Here is a 21,420-nt window from a genome sequence, read left to right as displayed (position 1 = left end):
TTGAGTCTTCTCCTGAGGGTCTTTTTTGCGTTCAAGCAATGAGGTGACGTATGGCATGTTAAATTGCTTTTTGTGCGATACAGCACAATGGTTGTTTGACTCTTTCTGGAGGACTCTCATGCGCAAGCTCCTCGGCGTTGTTGGCGCCGCCTCTCTTGCTCTTAGCCTTACCGCCTGCGGAAGCGATAGCTCCGATAGTGCCGGCGGATCCAACTATGTTCGCGTGCTCGGTACTGAACCACAGCAGGGGCTCATTCCCGCGATGACGAATGAGAACGGCGGCGGACGCATCGTCGACATGCTGTTTTCCGGATTGGTGTACTACGACGCCGACGGCAACGTGCACAACGAGATGGCGGAGTCCATCGACAAGAAAGGAGAGAAGACCTACAAGGTCACGCTCAAGCCTGACCTGAAGTTCTCTGATGGCTCAGCCGTGACGGCTGATTCTTTCGTCGATACGTGGAACTACGCGGTGGCCAATGAACAACTTAATGAGAGCTTCTTCTCCTCCATCAAGGGCTACGGGGAAGGCGTCAAAGAAATGGAAGGCCTCAAGGTCATCGATGAGCGCACCTTCACCATCGAACTCACCCAACCGGAGAGCGACTTTCCGAGCCGCTTAGGCTACAACGCCTACTTCCCAGTCCCCGCGGCCGCGCTGGAGGACCCACAGGGCTTTGGCGAATCCCCGGTGTCGAACGGCCCCTACAAGATCAAGGAATGGAACCACAACCAGAACCTGATCATCGAGCCGAACCCGGAGTACAAGGGCGACCGCGCAGCGCAGAACGACGGCATCGAATTCGCCTTCTACGCCGATTCCAGCGCGGCCTACATGGACCTGTTGGCGAATAACCTCGACGTGCTCGAAGCGATCCCGTCGTCCGCTTTCGGCAGCTATGAGCAGGACCTGGCCGGCCGTCAGGAGACCAAGCCGGCCGCTACCTATCTGGAGATGTCCATCCACATGGAGACCCCGCACTTTAGTGGGGAAGAAGGCACGCTGCGCCGCAAGGCAATCTCGATGGCTATCAACCGTGAGGAGATCGCGGAGACCATCTTCCATGGCACCCGCACACCGGCCCGCGAGTTCACGTCACCGGTGCTGAACGGATACAACGACAGCCTGCCCGGTTCGGAAAACCTGGACTATAACCCGGAGGAGGCGAAGAAGCTGTGGGCGGAGGCCGATAAGATGTACGGTGCTTTTGAAGGCTCGTTCCCGATCAACTACAACACCGATGGTGATAACAAGGACTGGGCCGATGCCGTGGCTAACAACATCAGCAACACGCTGGGAATCCAGGCCGTGGGCAACCCTTACCCGGACTTCAAGTCCTTCCGCGATGCCTACCGCACCGAGCGGATGGATGGCGCCTACCGCACGGCGTGGTTCGCCGACTATCCCTCGATGGGTAACTTCCTTGGGCCAAACTTCACCACGGGTGTAGCTTCCAATGACTCGAAGTACTCCAACCCGGAGTTCGATGAACTGATTGTGAAGGCCAACGGCGCCGCAAATGAGGAGGAAGCCGCGAAGCTCTACAACCAGGCACAGGAGCTGCTGCTGCGTGACCTTCCTTCAATCCCGCTGTTCTACCCAAACGTGGTCGGCGGCTGGTCCGAGAACGTCCAGGACGTGACGTTCAACTGGAAGTCCCTGCCGGTGTACTACGCGGTGAAGAAGAACTAGGGATCTGGCCCTACAGGCACACCGAAATATGACTAAAGTGCGGAGGCATGACCTCCGTACTTTTCCTTTGCAATACCAACCGCGGTAAGTCTCAGATGGCGGCTGCCTTAGCTAAGAAGCATGCGCCCGATTGGGAAGTTCACTCCGCAGGCGTAAAGACCACTGAACAGCATCGTGCGCAGGGCGTGAACGCCGAGGCGCAGGCCTCTCTTGCAAAGGTCGGCGCCGACATGTCAGGAACGCCAACGTTGCTTGATGCCGGCCTCGCGTCTTCGGTGGATCACGTCATCATCGTCGGTGATGCCGACTATGACGGAGTGGCTGAGCGTTGGGAGATTGAGGACCCGTCCGTGCGTGGTCTAGAGGGAGAGGAGCGAATGGATGCGTTGCGCGATGACATTGATGCTCGCGTAAGAGCTTTCCTCGATACTCACGCACAAGACTGAAAACTGCAACTGCCCGAGTTGCCAAAACTAGCGGCTGGAATTCGATCTCAGCGGTGATCTTTGGCAGGTCGGGCAGTTGTGTTCTTAGAAACTAGCCACGGAAGGCATACCACTGCACCGAGTTGGCCGGCAGGTGCAGCTGTACGTGGTTGCCTTCGGAGCGCACGCGGTGGGCAAGGTCGTTGCCGGCACCCTGGTAGACGGCGTCGTCTGTGTTGATGACTAGCTCCCACTCGCCATCGCGCGGCACCCAGAGGTCATAGTTTGGCACCGAGCTGCCGGAGAAGTTGCACACTGCCAACAAGGCGGAGCCGTCCTTGCCATAGCGGACGTAGCCGAGCATGTTGTTGTTGGCGTCGTCAGCCTTGACCCACTGGAAGCCATCCTGCGTGAAGTCCTGTGTCCACAGGGCCGGCTGTTGCTTGTACACCGCGTTGAGGTCGCGCACCAGGCGCTTAATGCCGTGGTGCCACTCGTTGCCCCAGCCCTCCAAATTGGACCAGTCCACGGAGTGGCCCTCTGCCCATTCGGTGGTCTGGCCAAACTCCTGGCCCATGAACATCAGCTGCTTGCCCGGGTGGGAGAACATGTAGCCGTACAGCGCGCGCAGGCCCGCGGCCTTATTCCAGTCATCGCCCGGCATGCGCTCCCACAAGGAGCCCTTGCCGTGGACCACTTCGTCGTGGCTAAACGGCAGTACGTAGCGCTCCGAGTAGGCGTAGACCATGGAGAAGGTGAGCTCACCGTGGTGGTAGCGGCGGTGAATCGGCTCGTGCTTAAAGTACTCCAGGGTGTCGTTCATCCAGCCCATGTTCCACTTCAGGCTAAAGCCCAGTCCGCCCTCGTGCGTCGGTGCGGTCACGCCGGGCCAGGAGGTGGATTCCTCAGCGATGGTCAGCACGCCCGGGTGGTTACGGTTCAGCGTGGCGTTGGTCTCCTGGAGGAATTGGACTGCCTCCAGGTTCTCGCGCCCGCCGTAGATATTGGGCAGCCATTCCTCGCGGGAGTAGTCCAGGTAGAGCATGGAAGCAACGGCGTCGACACGCAAGCCGTCGACGTGGAACTCCTCGGCCCAGTACAGGGCGTTAGCCACGAGGAAGTTGCGAACCTCGTTGCGGCCGAAGTCGAAGACGTAGGTGCCCCAATCGGCCTGCTCACCGCGGCGCGGGTCCGGGTGCTCGTAGAGTGCCTGCCCGTCGAAGCGGCCCAGCGCCCATTCGTCCTTGGGGAAGTGCGCGGGCACCCAGTCGATGAAGACGCCGATGCCAGCGTTATGCAAGTCGTCGATAAGCGCGCGCAGCTCATCCGGGGAGCCCCAGCGCGCGGAGGGAGCGTAGTAGCCGGAGACCTGGTAACCCCAGGAACCGCCGAAGGGGTGCTCGGCCACGGGCAGCAGCTCCACGTGGGTAAAGCCGTGCTCAACCAGGTAAGGGATGAGTTCTTCGCGCAAGCTGTTGTAGTTGGCGCCTACCTTCCAGGAGCCGACGTGGAGCTCGTAGACGCTCATCGGGACGTCGAAGTCCCCGGTGCGCTTGCTTATCCACTCCTCATCACTCCATTTGAAACTGGAGCGGGCCACTACGGAGGCGGTTTCCGGCGGGGCAATGGTGCGCTTGGCCAGGGGATCCGCCTTATCAATGCGCGGGGAGTTCTTGCCGTGGACCGCAAACTTATAGCGCTCGCCTTCGCCCACACCGGGGATGAAGACCTCCCAAATGCCCGTGGAGCCGAGGCTGCGCATGGGGTACTGGGTAGGGTTCCAGCCGCAGAAGTCACCGACCACGGCCACGCCCTCCGCGTTGGGCGCCCACACAGCAAAGGCCGTGCCCTCGACTACTCCCAGGTCGGTGGTGTAGCTCTTGAGATTTGCGCCCAGTACTTCCCAGAGGCGCTCGTGGCGGCCCTCGCCGATGAGGTGTTGATCCAGGGTGCCCAGGGTGGGCAGGAAGTGATAACCGTCCGCTACCTCGATGGCGGGCTGGCCCGGGTAGGTGATGCGCAGACGGTAGTCTGCTTCTTCGGTAAGCGGGGCCTCCCAGATATCATCCCCAACCGCGCGCATCGCGGTGGTGCCGGAAGCGGTGACGAGCTCGACGGCTTCGGCACCGGGGCGGCGAGTGCGGACGGTTCCGTCGTGCCAGCCATAAAAATCATGGGGCGCGTGGTGGCGGCAGTTGTTAAGGCGTTCGAGGTCTGAGGCCGGGATGTTCATAAAGACCAAATTACCGAACAACACCCGCTCGCGGGGCAGAAAAGAAACCCCGCGCTACCCATGAAGGGGGTACTGGTTCAGCGTGGGGTTTCAGGGGCCTAAGAACCTAGGCGCGGTAGTCGTTCACTCGGCGCCAGGCAATGCGCTCCTGCAGGTCATGGTGGGCTGGCGGGAGGATGAAGATGTGGGCGACGTCACGCAGCGGCTCCAGGCGCACGAAGTTGCGGTCGGACCACTCGTAGGCGGCACCACTGATGGTGTCCTGCACCGTGAAGTGTTCACCCGGGTGGCGGCCCACGGCGGCCAGATCCACAAAGACCGTGGCCTCCTGCGCGTTGCGCGGATCCAGGTTGACCACCACGAGCACTACGTTGCCGGTAGCAGGATCGGCCTTGGAGTAGGCGATGATGGCCTCGTTATCCGTGTTGTGGAAGCGCAGCGTGCGCAGCTGCTGGAGGGCCGGGTTTTCGCGGCGGATGAGGTTGAGCAGCCGGATATAGGATTCCAGGGAGTCACCGGACTTGACAGCGGCCTGGAAGTCGCGCGGGCGCAGCTCGTACTTCTCCGAGTCGAGGTACTCCTCGCTGCCCGGCTTGACGGCCTGGTGCTCGTAGAGCTCGAAGCCCGAGTACACGCCCCACAGCGGGGAGAGAGTCGCAGCCAGCGTAGCGCGAATGGCGAACATGGCGCGCCCACCGGTCTGCAGGGATTCGTGGAGAATATCCGGGGTATTGACAAAGAGGTTGGGGCGGCAGATATCGGCCTGCTCCACGTGCATCTGCGCGAATTCGGTGAGCTCGTGCTTGGAGGTCTGCCACGTGAAGTAGGTATAGGACTGCGTAAATCCTGCCTTGGCCAGGCCGAACAGGCGCGGAGCGCGGGTGAAGGCCTCGGCGAGGAAGATGACCTCCGGGTGAGTCACATGCACCTTGGAAATCAGCCAGTTCCAGAAGTTAGCTGGTTTGGTGTGCGGGTTGTCCACGCGGAACGTATGCACGCCGGCCTCGATCCAGATCATGACGATGCGATAGATTTCCGCGTAGATGGCATCCGGGTCGTTATCGAAGTTCAGCGGGTAGATGTCCTGGTACTTCTTCGGCGGGTTCTCCGCGTAGGCAATGGTGCCATCGGCCAGGACGGTGAAAAATTCCGGGTTGGTCTTAGCCCACGGGTGGTCCGGGGAGGCCTGCAGAGCCAGGTCCAGGGCCACCTCCAGGCCCAAGTCGGCGGCCTTCTTGACCAGCTCCTTGAAGTCCTCCATGGTGCCCAGGTCCGGGTGCGTGGTGGAGTGATCTTGGATGGCCCACGGCGAGCCCACATCATCGGGCTCAGCCACCACCGAATTGTTGCGGCCCTTGCGGTGCACCTTGCCAATGGGGTGGATGGGTGGGAAGTAAACGGTATCGAAACCCATGGCTGCCACTCGCTCGAGTGCCTGTGCCGTGGTCTTAAACGTGCCGTGCACGGGGTTGCCCTCGGCATCCCAACCGCCGGTGGAGCGTGGGAAGAGCTCGTACCAGGAGCTGTAGAGGGCTTCGCGGCGTTCCACGAGGACCTCGTGAATGTCACCCTCCACCAGCAGGTGCCGCAGGGGGTGGTGGTGGAGGACGTCCGCGACCTCGTCGGACAGCGCGGTGCGCACGCGCTTGTCGACGTCCCCCGTTTCATCCTTCAGCTCCTTCGCCGCCTTAAAGAGCAGATCCGCCTTGTCGCTCGGGCATTGGATTGCCGCCTCCTCGAAGAGCTCGGCGCCGTGCAAGAGATCGTTGCTGAGCTCCTGTGCGGATTGACCGGCCTCCATCTTCTTGACCACCGCGTTGCGCCAGGTGGACATCGGATCGGACCAGGCATCGACGCGGAAAAACCAGCGGCCGGCGGTGGCCGGGCTAAACACGCCGTGGACCCGATCCGGGTTCTCCGGATCCACCGTCATGGTCACGGCAGAAGTGGACGGGGAGTCAGTGTTCCACACCGACAGCGTCGCGGCGACGGCATCGTGGCCCTCACGCCACACCAGCGCGGTAACAGGAACGACCTCTCCGACAACGGCCTTCGAGGCTGCATTACCGGAGAGGGAGGGGCGGACATCGTCGATACCAAGGCGTTGAGTCATGCCCATAGAATAATGCAGCTGTGGCAGTTTCACCGGGGAAGGCTGTGTCAGTTTCACCGGGGGCGGAAGGTTTCGGCCACAATGGTGCGTGTGAACACTCCAGAGCAACAAAGCCAGCAAAACCCTGAACTTATGGACACCGACGAAGATTGGTTGATTGACTTCCGCGGCGTCGAACTGCGACGGGGTGGGCGCACGCTGGTGGGGCCCATCGACTGGCAGGTGGAGCTCGACGAACGCTGGGTCATCATCGGCCCCAACGGTGCGGGCAAGACCTCGCTGGTGCGGATGGCCGCCGCCGAAGAGTTTCCCTCCGCCGGCGTGGCATACCTGATGGGAGAGCGCCTAGGTAAGACGGATATGCGCGATCTGCGCGCCGCCATCGGCATTTCCTCCGCCGCCGTCCAACACCGAATCCCGGACAATGAGCGCGTCGATGACCTCGTGGTCTCCGCCGGCTATGCCGTGCTCGGCCGCTGGCGTGAGGACTACCAAGACATGGATTTCTCCCGCGCCGATGACATCCTGGATCAGGTCGGCGCATCCCACTTGGCCAAGCGCACCTGGGGCACCCTCTCCGAAGGTGAGAAGAAGCGCGTCATCCTCGCCCGCGCGCTCATGGCCAACCCGGAGCTGCTCATCCTGGATGAGCCCTCCGCCGGCATGGACTTGGGTGGACGCGAGGACCTGGTGGGCTACCTCGGGGACCTAGCGCTCGATGCGGATGCCCCGGCGATTGTCATGATCACCCACCACGTGGAGGAAATACCTTACGGGTTTACGCATGCGATGCTCCTGGATGAGGGTAAGGTCGTGGCCAAAGGACTCATTAATTCTGTCCTGACGTCGGAAAACCTCTCCAAGGCCTTCCACCAGCCCATCCAGGTGGATCGCATTGGGGAGCGGTACTTCGCCCGGCGCACCCGCTAATCTCTAGTTCACCCCAAGAATTCTGCTCCTTCGCGGGCACGGAAAGTTGCATGAGCCAGTCCATCCACGACAGCCTTGACGCCATCGACCCTGGCGAAACCACCGGCTTCAATGGGGCACGCTTGGCCGCTACCGTCCTCCTGTTGCGCGATACCGCAGAGGGTCTGCGCGTGTGGATCCAGGAACGCGTGCGCACCATGCGCAATTACCCCGGCCACGTCGTGTTTCCCGGCGGCGGGGTAGACCCGCGTGACTTCCCACCCCGCACCTGGGACTCCGGCGAACTGTGGGCAGGCCGCTCAGTGGTGTCCATGGCACGCCGCATGGGTGTCACCAAGTACAAGGCCCACGCCCTTGTCTTCGCCGCGGCCCGGGAACTTTTCGAAGAGGCCGGCACGCTGCTGGCCATCCGCGAAGACGGCCTAGTCTCCGATGCCTCGCGCTATCACCGCGAGCGCGAGCTACTGGAATCCCACGAGATTTCTTTTACCGAATTCCTGGAACACAACGGCATGCGTGTCGACGCCGACATGTTCCTTCCCTGGTCCCGCTGGGCAGGTGAGGACAATGACCACTGGTTCGACACCTTCTTCTTCATCGGTGTGCTTCCCGAGGGCCAAGAACCGGATGGCGAAACAGGGGAGGCCGATGACGCCGGTTGGTTCGATCCACAACTGGTTCTCGACGGCTGGCGCGCCGGGCTGGTACGCCTAGCCATCCCCACCTGGGCGCAGCTCAAGCGCCTCACGTCCTATTCCAGCGTCAAGGAAGTCTTGGACGATGCCTCCTTCTCCGATCTGCGCCCCATCATCGGGGATCCCCGGGACGATGAACGCTACCGCGAGTACTTCACCACATTCCCCGTCAACCGCATCTAGAAAAGCACACCATGAGCTACACCCTGGACGAAGTCGCCTTCCTGCGCGAGAATGCAGCCGCCATCGACGCCGCCGCGGCGGACCTGGAGGGAACAAAGAAGGCGCACCTGAGGGACGTCGCCAAGCTGCAGGCCCAGTTCGGTGATTATGGGCGCGCCGTAGCCGAGCTCATTCAAGCCCGCAGCTCCGGAAAGCTGCCGCAGGATTGGCTCATGGACCACGACTCTGCACAACAGGCCACTCCACCCGCGGTGGCGGCTTACCGCGCGCAATTCCTCCAGGAGCGCAACGTGGACCTCGTCCACGACCTCACGTGTTCCATCGGCACCGAGGGGCAGGCTTATCGCCCCGGCGCTTATGTGGGCAGCGACCTCGACGCCTCACGCGTGGCCATGGCGCGGCACAATATTGAGCACCCCGTCTTTCGCGCAGATGCGCTGACAACAACGACGACCGCCCAGGTTTGCATCGCCGATCCCGCCCGGCGCCAAGGCGGCAACCGCATTACCCGGCTTGACCAACTGCTACCACCACCGGCAGATCTCCTGGACACCCACGGTGAGATGGCCATCAAATGCGCGCCGGGAATCGACCACTCCGAATGGGAAGGTCTGGCCTGCGTGGCTAGCCTCGATGGCGGGGTGAAGGAAACGTGTCTGTATACCCCGGGGCTGGGAACGGGGAAGAGGGCGGTGGTCCTCAACACCACGCCCGAAGGAATATACACGGACGTCATTGATGACGGCGTTGCAGAGCACGAGCTACCTGAGGTCGGCCCCATCGGCCGCTTTCTCATCGACCCCGACGGCGCCATCGTGCGCGCCGGGCTGGTGCGCCACTACGCCGCGCGGGAAGGCCTGCACCAACTGGACCCGCGCATTGCCTACCTCACCGGTGACCGCCTGCCTAACGGCACGTCCGGATTTGAATTCATCGAGATGGTCCCCATGAAGAAGCTCAAGGCGGCCATGGTTGCCCACGATGTTGGCTCGCTGGAAATCCTGGTACGCGGGCAAGATGTCAACCCGGATCAGTTGCGCAAGAAGCTCAAGCTGAAGGGTTCAACGGCCAAGACCCTCGTGGTCACGCGCATCGGGGCGAAGGGAGTCGCGGTGTTGTGTGGACCGCGAGTAGTATCGTCCGAAGGTAATTACGCACCCTAATAGTTTCAAAATTTACGGAAGGGGAAGTGCCCACATGCCAGTCATTGTGGCTCTGGTCAAGCACGTACCGGATACGTGGTCAACCAAGACCCTCGAGGCGGACCACACCTTGGACCGCACCTCGGTGGATAACGTCATCGATGAGGTCAACGAGTACTCCGTCGAACAAGCCCTGCGCCTGCGCGACGATAACGCTGATGCCGGCTACGAGGTCGTGGCGCTTACTATGGGCCCGGCGGCAGCCGACGAGGCCCTGCGCAAGGCCCTGGCCATGGGCGCGGACCACGCCGTGCACGTGACGGATGACGCCCTCGCTGGCGCCGACGCACTGGCCACCGCCTGGGTTCTTAACGCCGCGATCAACAAGGTGGCTGAGAAATTCGGTGAGGTCCAGGTCATCACCTTGGGCAATAATTCCTCGGACGCCTCCACCGGGCTTATCGCAGGGCTCTTGGCCGAGTACCGCCAGCTGCCCGCGCTCACGGAGCTCAAGGCAGCCTCCCTGACCGGTGCCACCGCCACCGGCACCCGCGAGGACGCCCACGGCCACTGGGAACTTGAGGCCAACCTGCCGGCCATTCTGTCCTTTACGGATAAGGCCGACAAGCCGCGCTTCCCCAACTTCAAGGGCCTGATGGCCGCCAAGAAGGCTGAGGTCACCACGCTCGCCGTGGCGGACCTGGGCATCGACGGCGTGCCGTCCACGACCACGGTGACCGCCTCCGCGCAGCGCCCAGCCCGCACCGCCGGTGAGGTCATCACCGATCCTGATCCGGCCGTGGCTGCCGCCAAGGTCGCGGACTTCCTGGCCGCCAAGAATCTCATCGAGGGTTAAGGAGAAAAGATATGTCTCACGTTTATGTCTTGGTTGAGCACGAAGCAGAGCAGCTCAGCCCCGTTACCGGCGAGCTGATTACCGCCGCCCGCGCACTCGGTACCGTCTCCGCCGTCGTCGTGGCCAAGGATGCCGCCACCGCCGCCTCCTTCGATGCCGAGTTGGGCAACCTCGGTGCAGCCCAGGTAGTTCAGGCCACCGCCGCGGACTATGAGCAGCGCATCGTCACCCCGGAAGTTGACGCCCTCCACGCCCTGGCCGCCAATAACCCGGCGCCCATCGTGCTGGCTGCCACCCCGACTAACAACGAGATCGCCGGCCGCCTCGCCGCCCGCCTGGGCTCGGGCGCCCTGGTCAACGTCGACGGCATCAACGCTGATGGCTCCGCACACCACACCATCTTCGGCGGCTCCTACGAGACCTCCTCCACGGCCACCGGCTCTGTGGTCTACACTCTGCGCCCGGGAACCGTCACCGCGGAACCGCAGCCGGTCACCGCAGCTCCTGCTCCTTTTGAGCTGCCGGCTGCCACGGCTAAGGACGTCACCGTCACCTCCTTCACCCCGGCGGAGAAGACCGCCCGTCCGGAGCTAACCTCCGCGAAGGTCGTTGTGGCCGGTGGCCGCGGTGTGGGCGACAAGTTCGCCGACGTGGTGGAGCCGCTTGCCGACGTCCTCGGTGCCGCCGTCGGCGCCACCCGCGACGCTGTGGACGAAGGTTTCTACGACCCTGCTTTCCAGATTGGCCAGACCGGCGTGACCGTCTCCCCGAAGCTCTACATCGGCCTGGGTATTTCCGGTGCAATCCAGCACACCTCCGGTATGCAGACCTCGGAGACCATCGTTGTGGTCAACCAGGATCAGGACGAGCCCTTCTTCCAGATCGCCGACCTCGGCGTGGTGGGCGACCTCCACGAGATCGCTCCGGCGCTGGTCACCGAGCTTGAGTCCCGCAAGGGGGCCGGCAACTAATGCCTCGCTACCTCGATTACGCAGCTACCCAACCCATGCGCCAGTGCGCCATCGACGCCTGGGTCGACGCCGCCGGGTCCCTCAACCCCGGCTCTGCCTATGGCTCTGGGCGCAAGGCACGCTCCGTGTTGGATGACGCCCGCGAGACCGTCGCCGAGCTGCTCGGCTGCGAACCCATCGAGGTAGTCTTTACCTCCTCCGGCACGGAGGCGGATAACATTGCAATCCAGGGCCTTTTCCGTGCGGGGTCGGATACGACACCGCACATCATCTCGACCCCCATCGAGCACCCCGCCGTCCTCGAGACCGTAGAGAAGCTGCGCGCTGAGCACGGCGCCACCGTGGACCTGCTTCCGGTTGATTCCACCGGCCACGTCAATGACCTCGCTGCCCTGGATACCCCGGCCGCTGTGGCCACCTGCATGTGGGCCAACAACGAGACCGGCGCCATCCAGCCGGTCGCCGACATTGTTCAGCGCGCCGCCGCGCAGAACACCCCTGTGCATATCGACGCCGTGCAGGTCACCGGCAAGCTGCCCATCAATTTCCATGAGCTGGGTGCCACCACACTGGCGGCCAGCGCTCACAAGTTCGGCGGGCCCCGCGGCATCGGCCTGCTGCTCGCGCGCCGCACCCCGGCGCCTCAACCCATTGCCTTCGGCGGCGGCCAGGAGCGCGGCATCCGCCCCGGCACCGTGGACGTGGCCAGCGCGAGCGCACTCGCCGCGGCCCTGCGTGAATCTGTCGCGGACATGGAGCAGGAGACCGCTCACCTGAGCGCACTCCGCGACAAGCTCAAGGCCGGCATTGAGGACAGTATCGACAACGTCATCATCAACTCCGTCGAGCCCACCTTGGCCTCCCACCTCCACGTGTCCTTCCCGGGCACGGATGGTGACAGCCTCATCATGCTTCTCGACGCCTCCGGCATCGAAGCCTCCGCCGGCTCCGCCTGCCACGCGGGCGTTAACCGCATGTCCCACGTGCTCGAAGCCATGGGCATCGATGAGGAACACGGACGCGGCTCCCTGCGCTTTAGCCTGGGACGCCTCACCACCGACGAGGACATTGACGTGGTTCTGGCGGAGCTTCCGGAGATCATTCGTCGCGCTCGTTCGGTTTAGCGCAAGTATTCAATCAAGATCACAGCTATTCGGGCATATTCACAGGGAGACTACAGCGCTTTCGCCACGGCGTGGGTCTATGTTTAATCCGTGAATAACTTCATCCAGTCTGTGCTAGGCCTACCGCTGACGGACCCCGTGAACGGTGGGATCTACATTGCTATCTTGGTCATCAGTGCGCTGCTCATTGCGTGGCGCCTGCGCAAACGCGATGTCGTGTCCTTCCTTCTCGCCGCAGTCATTGCCACCGTAGCATTCTTCGTGCTCAAGCACTGGGACGTCCCGTTCTACCTCTTTGTTGCCGGGCTTGTCCCCATTGCAGCGCTCATCTCCCTCATTCACCATGCGGGCCGACGAGTCCTCATGGCCGTGATTGCGGCATTCTCGGCACTTGCGGTAGCCGGTCTGGCCAATATGGAGTACCAGTCCTATCCGGACATCGCCTCGCTCGATCCCACGCCGGTGGCCCAAGAGATGGACTACAGCCAATTCAAGGCCATGAAATCCTCGGATTCCGCTGCGATTGTGCACGTGGATCTTCCGGGTGCCATCTCAGGGTTCAGCGCGCGCCAGGCCATTGCCTACATCCCGCCGGCCTATTGGAGCAAAAAGGATATAAACCTTCCCGTTCTAGTCCTGCTCCACGGCAACCCGGGTGGTCCGGAGCAGTGGTTCGGCTCCGGCGAGGCGGCCGAAACCGCCGATGCCTTCCAACGCGCCAATGGGGGACTAAGCCCCATCGTCGTGGCGGTCGATGCCACCGGCAGTGAGACCGCCAACCCCATCTGCGCGGACACCTCCGTGGCCAAGGTCATGACCTACCTAACGACCGACGTGCCGACAGGAATCAAGACCGCTTTCCGTGTCGACGAGAATCAACAACATTGGACCGTCGCTGGTTTGTCATACGGAGGGACGTGTTCACTACAGATCCTCACCAATCATCCCGAAGCCTATGGCCAGGCAGTGGACATCTCCGGCGAGGCCGAACCCACTATTGGAAACCACGCCGCCACCGTGTCCAAGTTCTATGGTGGCGATGAAGCCGCCTACCAAGCCGCTAATCCTGCACACCTGCTGGCGACGAAAAAGTACCCCGATCACCAGGCCATCTTCATCGCCGGTAACCGGGATACTGCTGCGGTGAAAGCGCTCGGCCAACTGAACGACGCCGCACGAGGCGCCGGCATGGCCACCTACTACACTTCCCGCCCGGGCGGCCATTCCTTCGAGGTGTGGCGTCCCGCCCTGCGCGAAGTATTTGCCTGGGTTGCCCGCCGGGGCGGGCTGGCAGACCTCACCGATTCTTTCGATGGAGTACAAGATGCAGATCTTCAGCGCTAACAACCTCCGACACCTCGCGCGGCGCATTCCGGTGACGTGGGTGTTGATCCTTCTGATGTGGGTATTGATCATCGTGACCTACGCGGTTCCAGGGCTGGCGGGCATTACGCAAACGATCGGCCTGACCGGCCGTACTTTCGGCGCAGTTGTGGCACTCACCCTCATGGCCCTAGCTTTCGTTCTTCCTTCGGAATACCGGTTGGGCTCCGTGCGGACACTTGCCGTTGGTATTGCCGCGCAGCTTATCTCCGTTCCCGTGGCCTATGTGGCCGCCCACGGGATCGAAGAAATCGGCCTCAACCGCTGGGGTGATGATCTTCTGAGCTCCACTGATTTATCACCCATCGGTTTCATAGTGGGCACAGCCGGCTTCGCTTCTGCGTGGATGCCGCGCCTCTGGCAGCGCCGCGTACGCCTCAGCATCCTCGCCCTGACGCTCACCATGGCCCTGTATGGCGGTACTTTGAGCGATGTCCTCGGCGTGAGCGCCTCGGTGCTGTCCATCGCGGCCGGTATCGCATGGAGTGTCTTTGTGCCCCGCACGAGCGCGGAGCGCCCAGCCGCTTTCCATCGTGCCTCGGTGCCGGAGCGCCGAGTTCTCACCGCGCTCATCGTGGGAGTGGTAGCCATCGGCCCAGCCTTCGTGGCGCTCGACCCACTGGCGGAAGGGCCCTTCAGCCCAGTCACCCGGCTGATGTGGTCCTTCAACTCTGCTGCTTATCACGCCACTGAGATCTGCCAGGCTGACCCCACAAGCCAGGCCTGCCAAGCTGCCCTTGATTTCGCCCGCGTCCACGGCGTGGGTCCGGCCATCGCCAGCGTCATGCCGCTCATCATCCAACTCGTACTGTGCTTCGGCCTCATCCGCGGACGCCGTCTTGCGTGGTTGCTATCCGTCCTTACCCAGGTACTCGTCATCGCTGTGCTTCTAGCTCAGCTGTGGGACTTTAGCCAAGAAGGCCTTGTGCTCTACGGCGTGAATCTCGCCGCTGTGGTCCTGCCCTGGGCCACCTGCTTCGTCGTGCTCATCTGGAACCGCCGCGTGTTCCACATCCACGAAAGTGTGCGCGCGCTGGGCCGAGCCGCAGGAAAGATCGCAGCTGCCTTTGTCATCACGGCCGCTCTTTGGGGCGTTGGCGCACTACTTTTCAAGGACGGCTTCGTCGAGACAGCCACTGCCGGATCGATCCTGGCCGAACTCCCTCTGCGCTATGTCCCGCCAGTCGTGGCTACGCTACTTCCGCTCAAGCTCGCGCCGACCACCTGGTTGACGTGGGCTTTCTACGAGTGGGTCGGCACTCTGTTCTGGATGTACACCTCCTGGGTGGTCTATCGCATGTTCGCTACTCCTGCGAACCCCGAGGCCGCTGAGGTTCGTGACCACGCTCGCGCCATCCTGGAGCAGGGCAGTGGTGACCACCTCTCCGCTATGACCCTGTGGAAGGGGAACCGCTACTTCTTTAACGACAGCAACTACGTGGCCTACCGCGTCCACAACGGCATTGCACTCAGCCTCGGCGAGCCGGCGGGCAATGACCCGCAGGCCACCGCAGCGGCCTTCGAAGAATTCGCCCGCGAACAAGGCTGGCGTCCAGCCTGGTATTCGGTACGGGAAAGCTTTACCCGTCCTGACTTCCGCCGCCTCGAAGTAGCTGAGGAAGCCGTCCTGGACACCTCCAACACCGAGTTCAAAGGCAAGAAATTCCAGAACATCCGCACGGCCCGTAACAAGGCCAGCAAGGAGGGCGTGACCACGTTGTGGACGGAGTGGAAGGACCTCGATCTTGCCACCCGCAACAAGATTGCGGAGCTCTCCGAAGAATGGGTCTCCGACAAGGCACTCCCAGAGATGGGTTTTACCCTGGGCGGTGTCAATGAGTTGCGGGAGGAAGGCACCAAGCTCCTGCTCGCGCTGGGGGAGGACGGCACTCTGCATGGCGTGACATCTTGGCTCCCTGTTCGTGAGAACGGAAGCGTGGTGGGCTACACCCTCGACGTCATGCGCCGCGCCGACCACGGCTTCAAGGGGGCAATCGAGCTACTCATCTCTGAGGCTATGATCATCGCCGCCGGCGAAGGCTGCGCCTGGATTTCGCTCTCCGGCGCGCCCCTGTCAGGTACACCAGAGGAACCCGGGCTTCTCGACGCCCTCCTCACCCGCCTCGGCGAAGAAATGGAACCCCTCTACGGCTTCCGCAGCTTGGCTGCCTCCAAACGCAAGTTCCAGCCGGAAGAGCACAAGTGGTACCTGGCCTACAACGATGAGCTGGCACTGCCCGCCATTGGACTCGCCGTCGTTCACGCCTATGTGCCCGACATGCGCGCAGCCGACGCCGCCCGAGCTGTGAAGACCTGGCTGGCTGAGCGTAAACAAGCCAAAGCGGAGCAAAGCGCAACGGAACCCAGCAAAGCAGATCCACGCTAAGACCAGTGTGTTGACAGAACCTCGTGCACACCTTCGGGCACAATGTTCTCATGTCGAAGTTCTCTGAGGTCCTAGACCAGCTGCGTGAAAACCAACCAAAGGCAAAATATGGCATTGCCTTTGAGAAGCTGATGGTCAACTATTTCAAGACTGACCCGACCTTGAAGAGCCAGTTCGATGCGGTCTGCCGCTGGACAGATTGGCGCTACAACGGCGGCAAGGCAGATACCGGCATTGACCTGGTGGCCCGCCGTATCGATGACGGCACATGGACCGCCATCCAATGCAAGTTCTATGACTCCAAGGCGCGTATCCAGAAGTCCCACCTGGATTCCTTCTTCGAAGCCTCCGGTCATTCCTTCGAAACGGAAGAAGGCCGCCAGCACTTCGGCAGCCGCCTGATTATTTCCACCACGGACCACTGGTCCTCCCATGCGGAGGACGCCCTGTCCAACCAGATCATTCCAACCAGCCGCATTGGCATCTCCGCCATCGCGGAATCACCCATCAACTGGGACGTGGCCTTCCCTGGCTCGGAAGTGCGCGATAAAACCATCCAGATCAACCTCTCCCAGCGCGAGACCTTTGAACCCCGCCCACACCAGCAGGCGGCCATCGACAAAGCCATCGAAGGATTCAAGACCCATGACCGCGGCAAGCTCATCATGGCCTGCGGCACCGGAAAAACCTTCACCGCCCTGCGCCTGGCGGAACGCGTCGCTGAGGACAACGGCGGCAAGGCCCGGATTCTCTTCCTCGTGCCGTCCATCTCCTTGCTCTCCCAAACCTTGAAGGAGTGGACCGCCCAGGGCCGCCTCGACATGCGCGCCTTCGCGGTGTGCTCCGACAGCAAGGTCTCCAAGAAGGCCGAGGACATCGCCGTCTATGACCTTGAGGTCCCAGTTTCCACCGAAGGCAAGGACATCACCACGCGCTTTGAATCCGGCAAGCGCGCCAAGGGCCTCAATATCGTCTTCTCCACCTACCAGTCCATCCAGGCAGTACAAGATGCCCAGCAGGTAGGCCTCGATGATTTCGACCTCGTCATCTGCGATGAAGCCCACCGCACCACCGGCATCACCTTGGCCGGTGAGGACGCCAGCAACTTTGTCCGCGTCCACGATGCCGACTACATCAAGGCAGCCAAGCGCCTCTACATGACAGCCACCCCGCGCCTTTATGACGAAGCCGTCAAGGGCAAGGCCGAAGAGCACTCCGCGGAGCTGGCCTCTATGGATGATGAAGCCATCTACGGACCAGAGTTCTTCCGCCTCGGCTTTGGCGAAGCCGTGGACAAGGGGCTGCTTACTGACTACAAGGTGCTTGTCATGACCGTGGATGAATCCGTGGCCGCCCAAGCCATGGCCCACAGTGAGAACAACCAGGTCAACCTTTCACTCGCCTCCGCCATGATTGGTGCCTGGAACGGCTTGGCCAAGCGCTCCGGTGAATTGCAGGGCAAGAAGGGCGGCTTTGAGGAAGACGCCCAGCCCATGCAGCGCGCCGTGGCCTTTGCCAAGGACATCAAGACCTCCCAGCTCATTGCGGAGACCTACCCCTCACTCATCGGCACCCACCAAGAACTGCTCAAAGAAAAGGCAGTGCTTAACGACGTCTCCCTCACCAACGTCGATCTCCACGTCGCCGCCCAGCACGTCGACGGCGGCATGAATGCCATGGAGCGCGGCACCAAGCTTTCGTGGCTGGAGGCTCCTTCAGGGGGGGGGGCAACAGTCGCGCATGCTCACCAATGCGCGCTGTCTTTCTGAGGGTGTAGACGTCCCGGCGCTGGACGCCGTTATCTTCTTCAACCCCCGCAACTCCATGGTGGACGTGGTCCAGTCCGTTGGCCGCGTCATGCGCAAGTCGGAGGGCAAGGACTACGGCTACATCATTCTGCCCGTGGCCGTGGCCAGCAATGTCTCTCCAGCAGAAGCTCTCAACGACAACCAGCGCTTCAAAGTGGTCTGGCAGATCCTCAACGCTCTGCGCGCCCACGATGACCGCTTCAACGCGAAGATTAACTCCATCGCGCTCAACGACAGTAAAGACCCAGATCTTCCTATCATTCCAATCCCGGTCAATCCGATTCCCGATGATCCGAACGCCAGCAAAGATGCAGAAGAAGATCCGCGGGAGAAGCTCAAGGCGAGCGATGTTGAGCGCTCTTCGGATAGCTCTTCCGCGTGGGAGGACCCATCTGCCGTTACTCGACAGATCGCTCTGTTCTCTCTGGAGCAGTGGCAGGAAGCTATCTACACCAAGCTGGTGGATAAGGTCGGCAGCCGTACCTACTGGGAAGACTGGGCAGATGACGTTGCCACGATTGCGGAGAACCAAATCACCCGCATTAAGGCGCTTCTCGATGGCGCCGATGTAGACCTACGCACAGAATTCGACACCTTCGTCGAAGGCCTGCGCAACAACCTCAACGATGGCATCAGCGAAGAAGACGCTATCTCGATGCTCTCGCAGCACCTCATTACGGCACCGGTCTTCAACGCGCTCTTTGAGAACCATGACTTCATCACCCACAACCCCGTGGCCCAGGTCATGGAGAAGATGGTCAAGGCTTTGTCCAAGGCAAACCTCGATACCGAAACCGAGTCCCTGGAGAAGTTCTATGAGTCCGTTCGCGTCCGTGCCTCTGAGGTGAACTCTGCCTCCGGTAAGCAGCAGGTCATCAAGGAGCTTTACGAGCGTTTCTTCCGCAAGGCCTTCAAGAAGCAATCTGAGGCCCTCGGCATTGTCTACACCCCAGTCGAAATCGTCGACTTCATCCTGCGTGCCGCCGATGACGTGTCCAAGAAGCACTTTGGCAAGGGATTGACCGATGAGGGCGTGTGCATCCTCGACCCCTTCGCTGGCACCTCGACCTTAACGGTCCGCCTGCTGCAGTCCGGCCTCATTAAGCCGGAGGACCTCGCCCGCAAGTACGCCAACGAGCTCTTCGCCACCGAGATCATGCTGCTGGCCTACTACGTTTCAGCGGTGAATATTGAGACCACCTACAACGCCCTGCGCGAAGAGGCAGCCCTGCGCAATGGCGAACCCGCACCCGAGTACGTGCCCTTCACCAACATAGCCCTGGCCGATACATTCCAGATCCACGAGGAAGGTGACATCCCAGACCTCAATATCTTCCGCGAGAACAATGAGACCATCGAGCGCCAGAAGCAAGCGCCCATCAACGTTGTGATTGGTAACCCGCCGTATTCGGCAGGGCAGAAGTCCGCGAACGACCTCAATGCAAACCTGAAGTACCCGAGCCTAGATAAGCGCATTGCGGAAACGTACGCCGCAAAGTCCACCGCGACCAATAAGAACTCGCTGTACGACTCCTACCTAAGAGCTTTCCGCTGGGCCACTGACCGCATTGGCGACCAGGGCGTCGTTGCGTTCGTCTCTAACGGCGGATGGATCGACGGCAACACCGGCGACGGAGTGCGCCTGTCGATGGCGGAAGACTTCACCGACCTCTATGTGTTCAACCTTCGTGGCAATATGCGTAACTCCAATTGGCGAGCAGAGGGAGGTCAGATCTTTGGGGCCGGTTCACAGACGACGATCGCAATCTTTATCGGAGTAAAGGACCCGAACAAGACGCGCTTTGATTTGCACTATGTACAGACCCCCGATTGTGCTACCCGTGATGAGAAACTTGAGATCGTTGAAAACTCAACCGTGGAACGCATGGAATGGCAACAAATTTCGCCGAACAGGGAAGGCGACTGGCTTAATCAGCGGTCGGAAGAGTTCGAGAAATGGCCAGTTGTTGGCGAAAAGAATGGTGCCGCGGTAAAGGTTTTCGAAGTATATTCTCGCGGCCTGTCAACTGCTCGTGACGCTTGGGCCTATGCGCAGACCGACGGCCAATTGCTCTCTAAGCTGGGGATCTTGACTGGTACATACACTGAAGCAACAACTTCGCTTCAAAAATGGTTAGTTGACCAAGGGATCACTAAACCCAAGGAACAGGATGTAACGGCTTTCCTGCGAGTGCATCCACAATACGCAGATATAACAAAGGTGTCTTGGAATCGCACGCTAAAAAATTTAGCTGCTAAAGGCGCTGAGATTCTCGTTCAGCCTGATCGTATTTACGGTTCGCTCTACCGCCCGTTTATGAAACAGCGAGGGTATTTTGAGCAGTCGCTGAACGACATGACGTACCAGCTCCCGTCGATGTTCCCGACCCCAGTGCACCGAAACATCGGGTTCTATCAAGTTGGAAATGGTTCAGCTGTTCCTTTCTCTGTGATCGCAACGAACTTGCTGCCTGATCTACATGTGACTGGTGCAGGGTCGGGCGGCCAATTCTTCCCCCGCTTCACCTGGGCCGCCGTCGAAGCCGACGACGGTGGGCTGTTCGGTGAGGGGACCGCGGTCAAGCAGGGAGAAGCCAGCATCTACGGTTCGATTGGTGAAGTCGTCGACGGCTACGTGCGCGTGGACAACATCACTGATGAGATAAAGGCTCTCTACCGTGATGCGTTGGGTGCGGACATCACGGGCGATGACATCTTCCACTTTGTCTACGGCAAGCTGCATGACCCTGTCTATCGCACGAAGTACGCGGCTGACTTGAAGAAGATGCTCCCGCATATTGAGACGCCGAGCTTGCGTGCGGAGTTCGACACGTTCGCGGCTGCTGGCCAAGAGCTGATGGACCTTCACGTCGACTATGAGACCGTGGAGCCGTGGACACTGGACATTCAAGTCAAGGGCGATGAGACCGACCGTGAGACGTGGCGCGTGCTCAAGATGAAGTGGGCCAAGCGCAAGGATCCGGAGACGGGAAAGAACGGCAATGACGTGACGAAGCTGATCTACAACAAGCGCGTGACCATCGCCGGTATCCCGGAAGAAGCGGATGAGTACATGCTGGGCTCGCGCTCGGCAGTCGCGTGGCTGATTGACCGATACCAGGTCAAGAAAGACAAGGCTTCGGGCATCGTCAATGACCCGAACGATTGGGCCGACGAGGTAGGCAATCCGCGCTACATCGTGGACCTGATCGGGAAAGTCGTGCGCGTGGCCATGGAGACGGTACGGATTGTGGATGGATTGAATTCCAAGTAGTCGGGAGCCAAATTTGTCCGCCAGATGTATGGTAATAAGGAGTCAAGTGGTGTTTGTAAAGCGAGTAGGCTCTTTGCCTATGCCACACTGATGGGGGGACGCACACGAGACTTCTCGTGTATCTGTTGGTGCACGCACAGTCTGGTGGATAATAGAAAGTGAAGGGTAGAAACATGCACCAGGACAAGGGCGAAAGGAGCT

12 protein-coding genes and 1 pseudogene are annotated in these 21,420 nt (G+C 61.1%); 11 read left to right on the top strand and 2 right to left on the bottom strand.

Annotated elements, in window-relative coordinates; genetic code table 11:
- Window positions 1–118 precede the first annotated feature (118 nt).
- Window positions 119–1,696, top strand: a complete 1,578-nt coding sequence (locus HMPREF2760_RS08605; RefSeq protein ID WP_070597068.1) for a peptide ABC transporter substrate-binding protein — start codon at window positions 119–121, stop codon at window positions 1,694–1,696.
- A 47-nt stretch (window positions 1,697–1,743) separates the two neighbouring features.
- A complete protein-coding gene (locus tag HMPREF2760_RS08600) occupies window positions 1,744–2,142 on the top strand; it encodes an arsenate reductase/protein-tyrosine-phosphatase family protein (RefSeq protein ID WP_070597067.1) in 399 nt (132 codons plus the stop codon).
- 91 nt (window positions 2,143–2,233) lie between these two features.
- Here HMPREF2760_RS08600 and glgB read toward each other — a convergent pair whose 3' ends face one another.
- The gene (gene glgB, locus HMPREF2760_RS08595; RefSeq protein ID WP_070597117.1) at window positions 2,234–4,354 is read right to left on the bottom strand and encodes a 1,4-alpha-glucan branching protein GlgB; all 2,121 of its coding nucleotides are present in this window, start codon (window positions 4,352–4,354) and stop codon (window positions 2,234–2,236) included.
- A 106-nt stretch (window positions 4,355–4,460) separates the two neighbouring features.
- Window positions 4,461–6,467, bottom strand: coding sequence for a maltotransferase domain-containing protein (locus HMPREF2760_RS08590; RefSeq protein WP_070597116.1), 2,007 nt, complete (start codon window positions 6,465–6,467; stop codon window positions 4,461–4,463).
- 132 nt (window positions 6,468–6,599) lie between these two features.
- Here HMPREF2760_RS08590 and HMPREF2760_RS08585 point away from each other — a divergent pair, with 132 nt between their 5' ends.
- From HMPREF2760_RS08585 to HMPREF2760_RS08545, 9 genes and pseudogenes are all read left to right on the top strand, one after another.
- A complete protein-coding gene (locus tag HMPREF2760_RS08585) occupies window positions 6,600–7,397 on the top strand; it encodes an ABC transporter ATP-binding protein (RefSeq protein WP_371440631.1) in 798 nt (265 codons plus the stop codon).
- A gap of 50 nt (window positions 7,398–7,447) precedes the next feature.
- Entirely contained in the window at window positions 7,448–8,275 is an 828-nt protein-coding gene (locus tag HMPREF2760_RS08580) for an NUDIX hydrolase (protein WP_070525210.1), read from the top strand.
- A gap of 11 nt (window positions 8,276–8,286) precedes the next feature.
- Window positions 8,287–9,438 (top strand): THUMP-like domain-containing protein, encoded by a 1,152-nt coding sequence (locus tag HMPREF2760_RS08575; protein ID WP_070597065.1) that lies wholly within the window; start codon window positions 8,287–8,289, stop codon window positions 9,436–9,438.
- A 34-nt stretch (window positions 9,439–9,472) separates the two neighbouring features.
- Window positions 9,473–10,273, top strand: coding sequence for an electron transfer flavoprotein subunit beta/FixA family protein (locus HMPREF2760_RS08570; RefSeq protein ID WP_070525214.1), 801 nt, complete (start codon window positions 9,473–9,475; stop codon window positions 10,271–10,273).
- An 11-nt stretch (window positions 10,274–10,284) separates the two neighbouring features.
- A complete protein-coding gene (locus tag HMPREF2760_RS08565) occupies window positions 10,285–11,244 on the top strand; it encodes an electron transfer flavoprotein subunit alpha/FixB family protein (protein WP_070525217.1) in 960 nt (319 codons plus the stop codon).
- Window positions 11,244–12,368, top strand: a complete 1,125-nt coding sequence (locus HMPREF2760_RS08560; RefSeq protein ID WP_070597064.1) for a cysteine desulfurase family protein — start codon at window positions 11,244–11,246, stop codon at window positions 12,366–12,368. Before HMPREF2760_RS08565 ends, HMPREF2760_RS08560 begins: the two co-directional genes overlap by 1 nt.
- A 90-nt stretch (window positions 12,369–12,458) precedes the next feature.
- Window positions 12,459–13,712 (top strand): alpha/beta hydrolase, encoded by a 1,254-nt coding sequence (locus HMPREF2760_RS08555; protein WP_070525221.1) that lies wholly within the window; start codon window positions 12,459–12,461, stop codon window positions 13,710–13,712.
- Entirely contained in the window at window positions 13,693–16,137 is a 2,445-nt protein-coding gene (locus tag HMPREF2760_RS08550) for a bifunctional lysylphosphatidylglycerol flippase/synthetase MprF (RefSeq protein WP_070597063.1), read from the top strand. The genes HMPREF2760_RS08555 and HMPREF2760_RS08550 overlap by 20 nt, the downstream gene beginning before the upstream one ends.
- A gap of 50 nt (window positions 16,138–16,187) precedes the next feature.
- Window positions 16,188–21,219 (top strand): annotated as a pseudogene (locus HMPREF2760_RS08545) (DEAD/DEAH box helicase).
- The last annotated feature ends 201 nt before the right edge of the window (window positions 21,220–21,420 follow it).

Origin of the sequence: Corynebacterium sp. HMSC065D07 (assembly GCF_001810695.1) — a bacterium.
Lineage (GTDB): Bacteria > Actinomycetota > Actinomycetes > Mycobacteriales > Mycobacteriaceae > Corynebacterium > Corynebacterium hesseae.
Note: the sequence above shows the minus strand (reverse complement) of the source record. Positions and strands in the feature narration are given on the sequence as shown.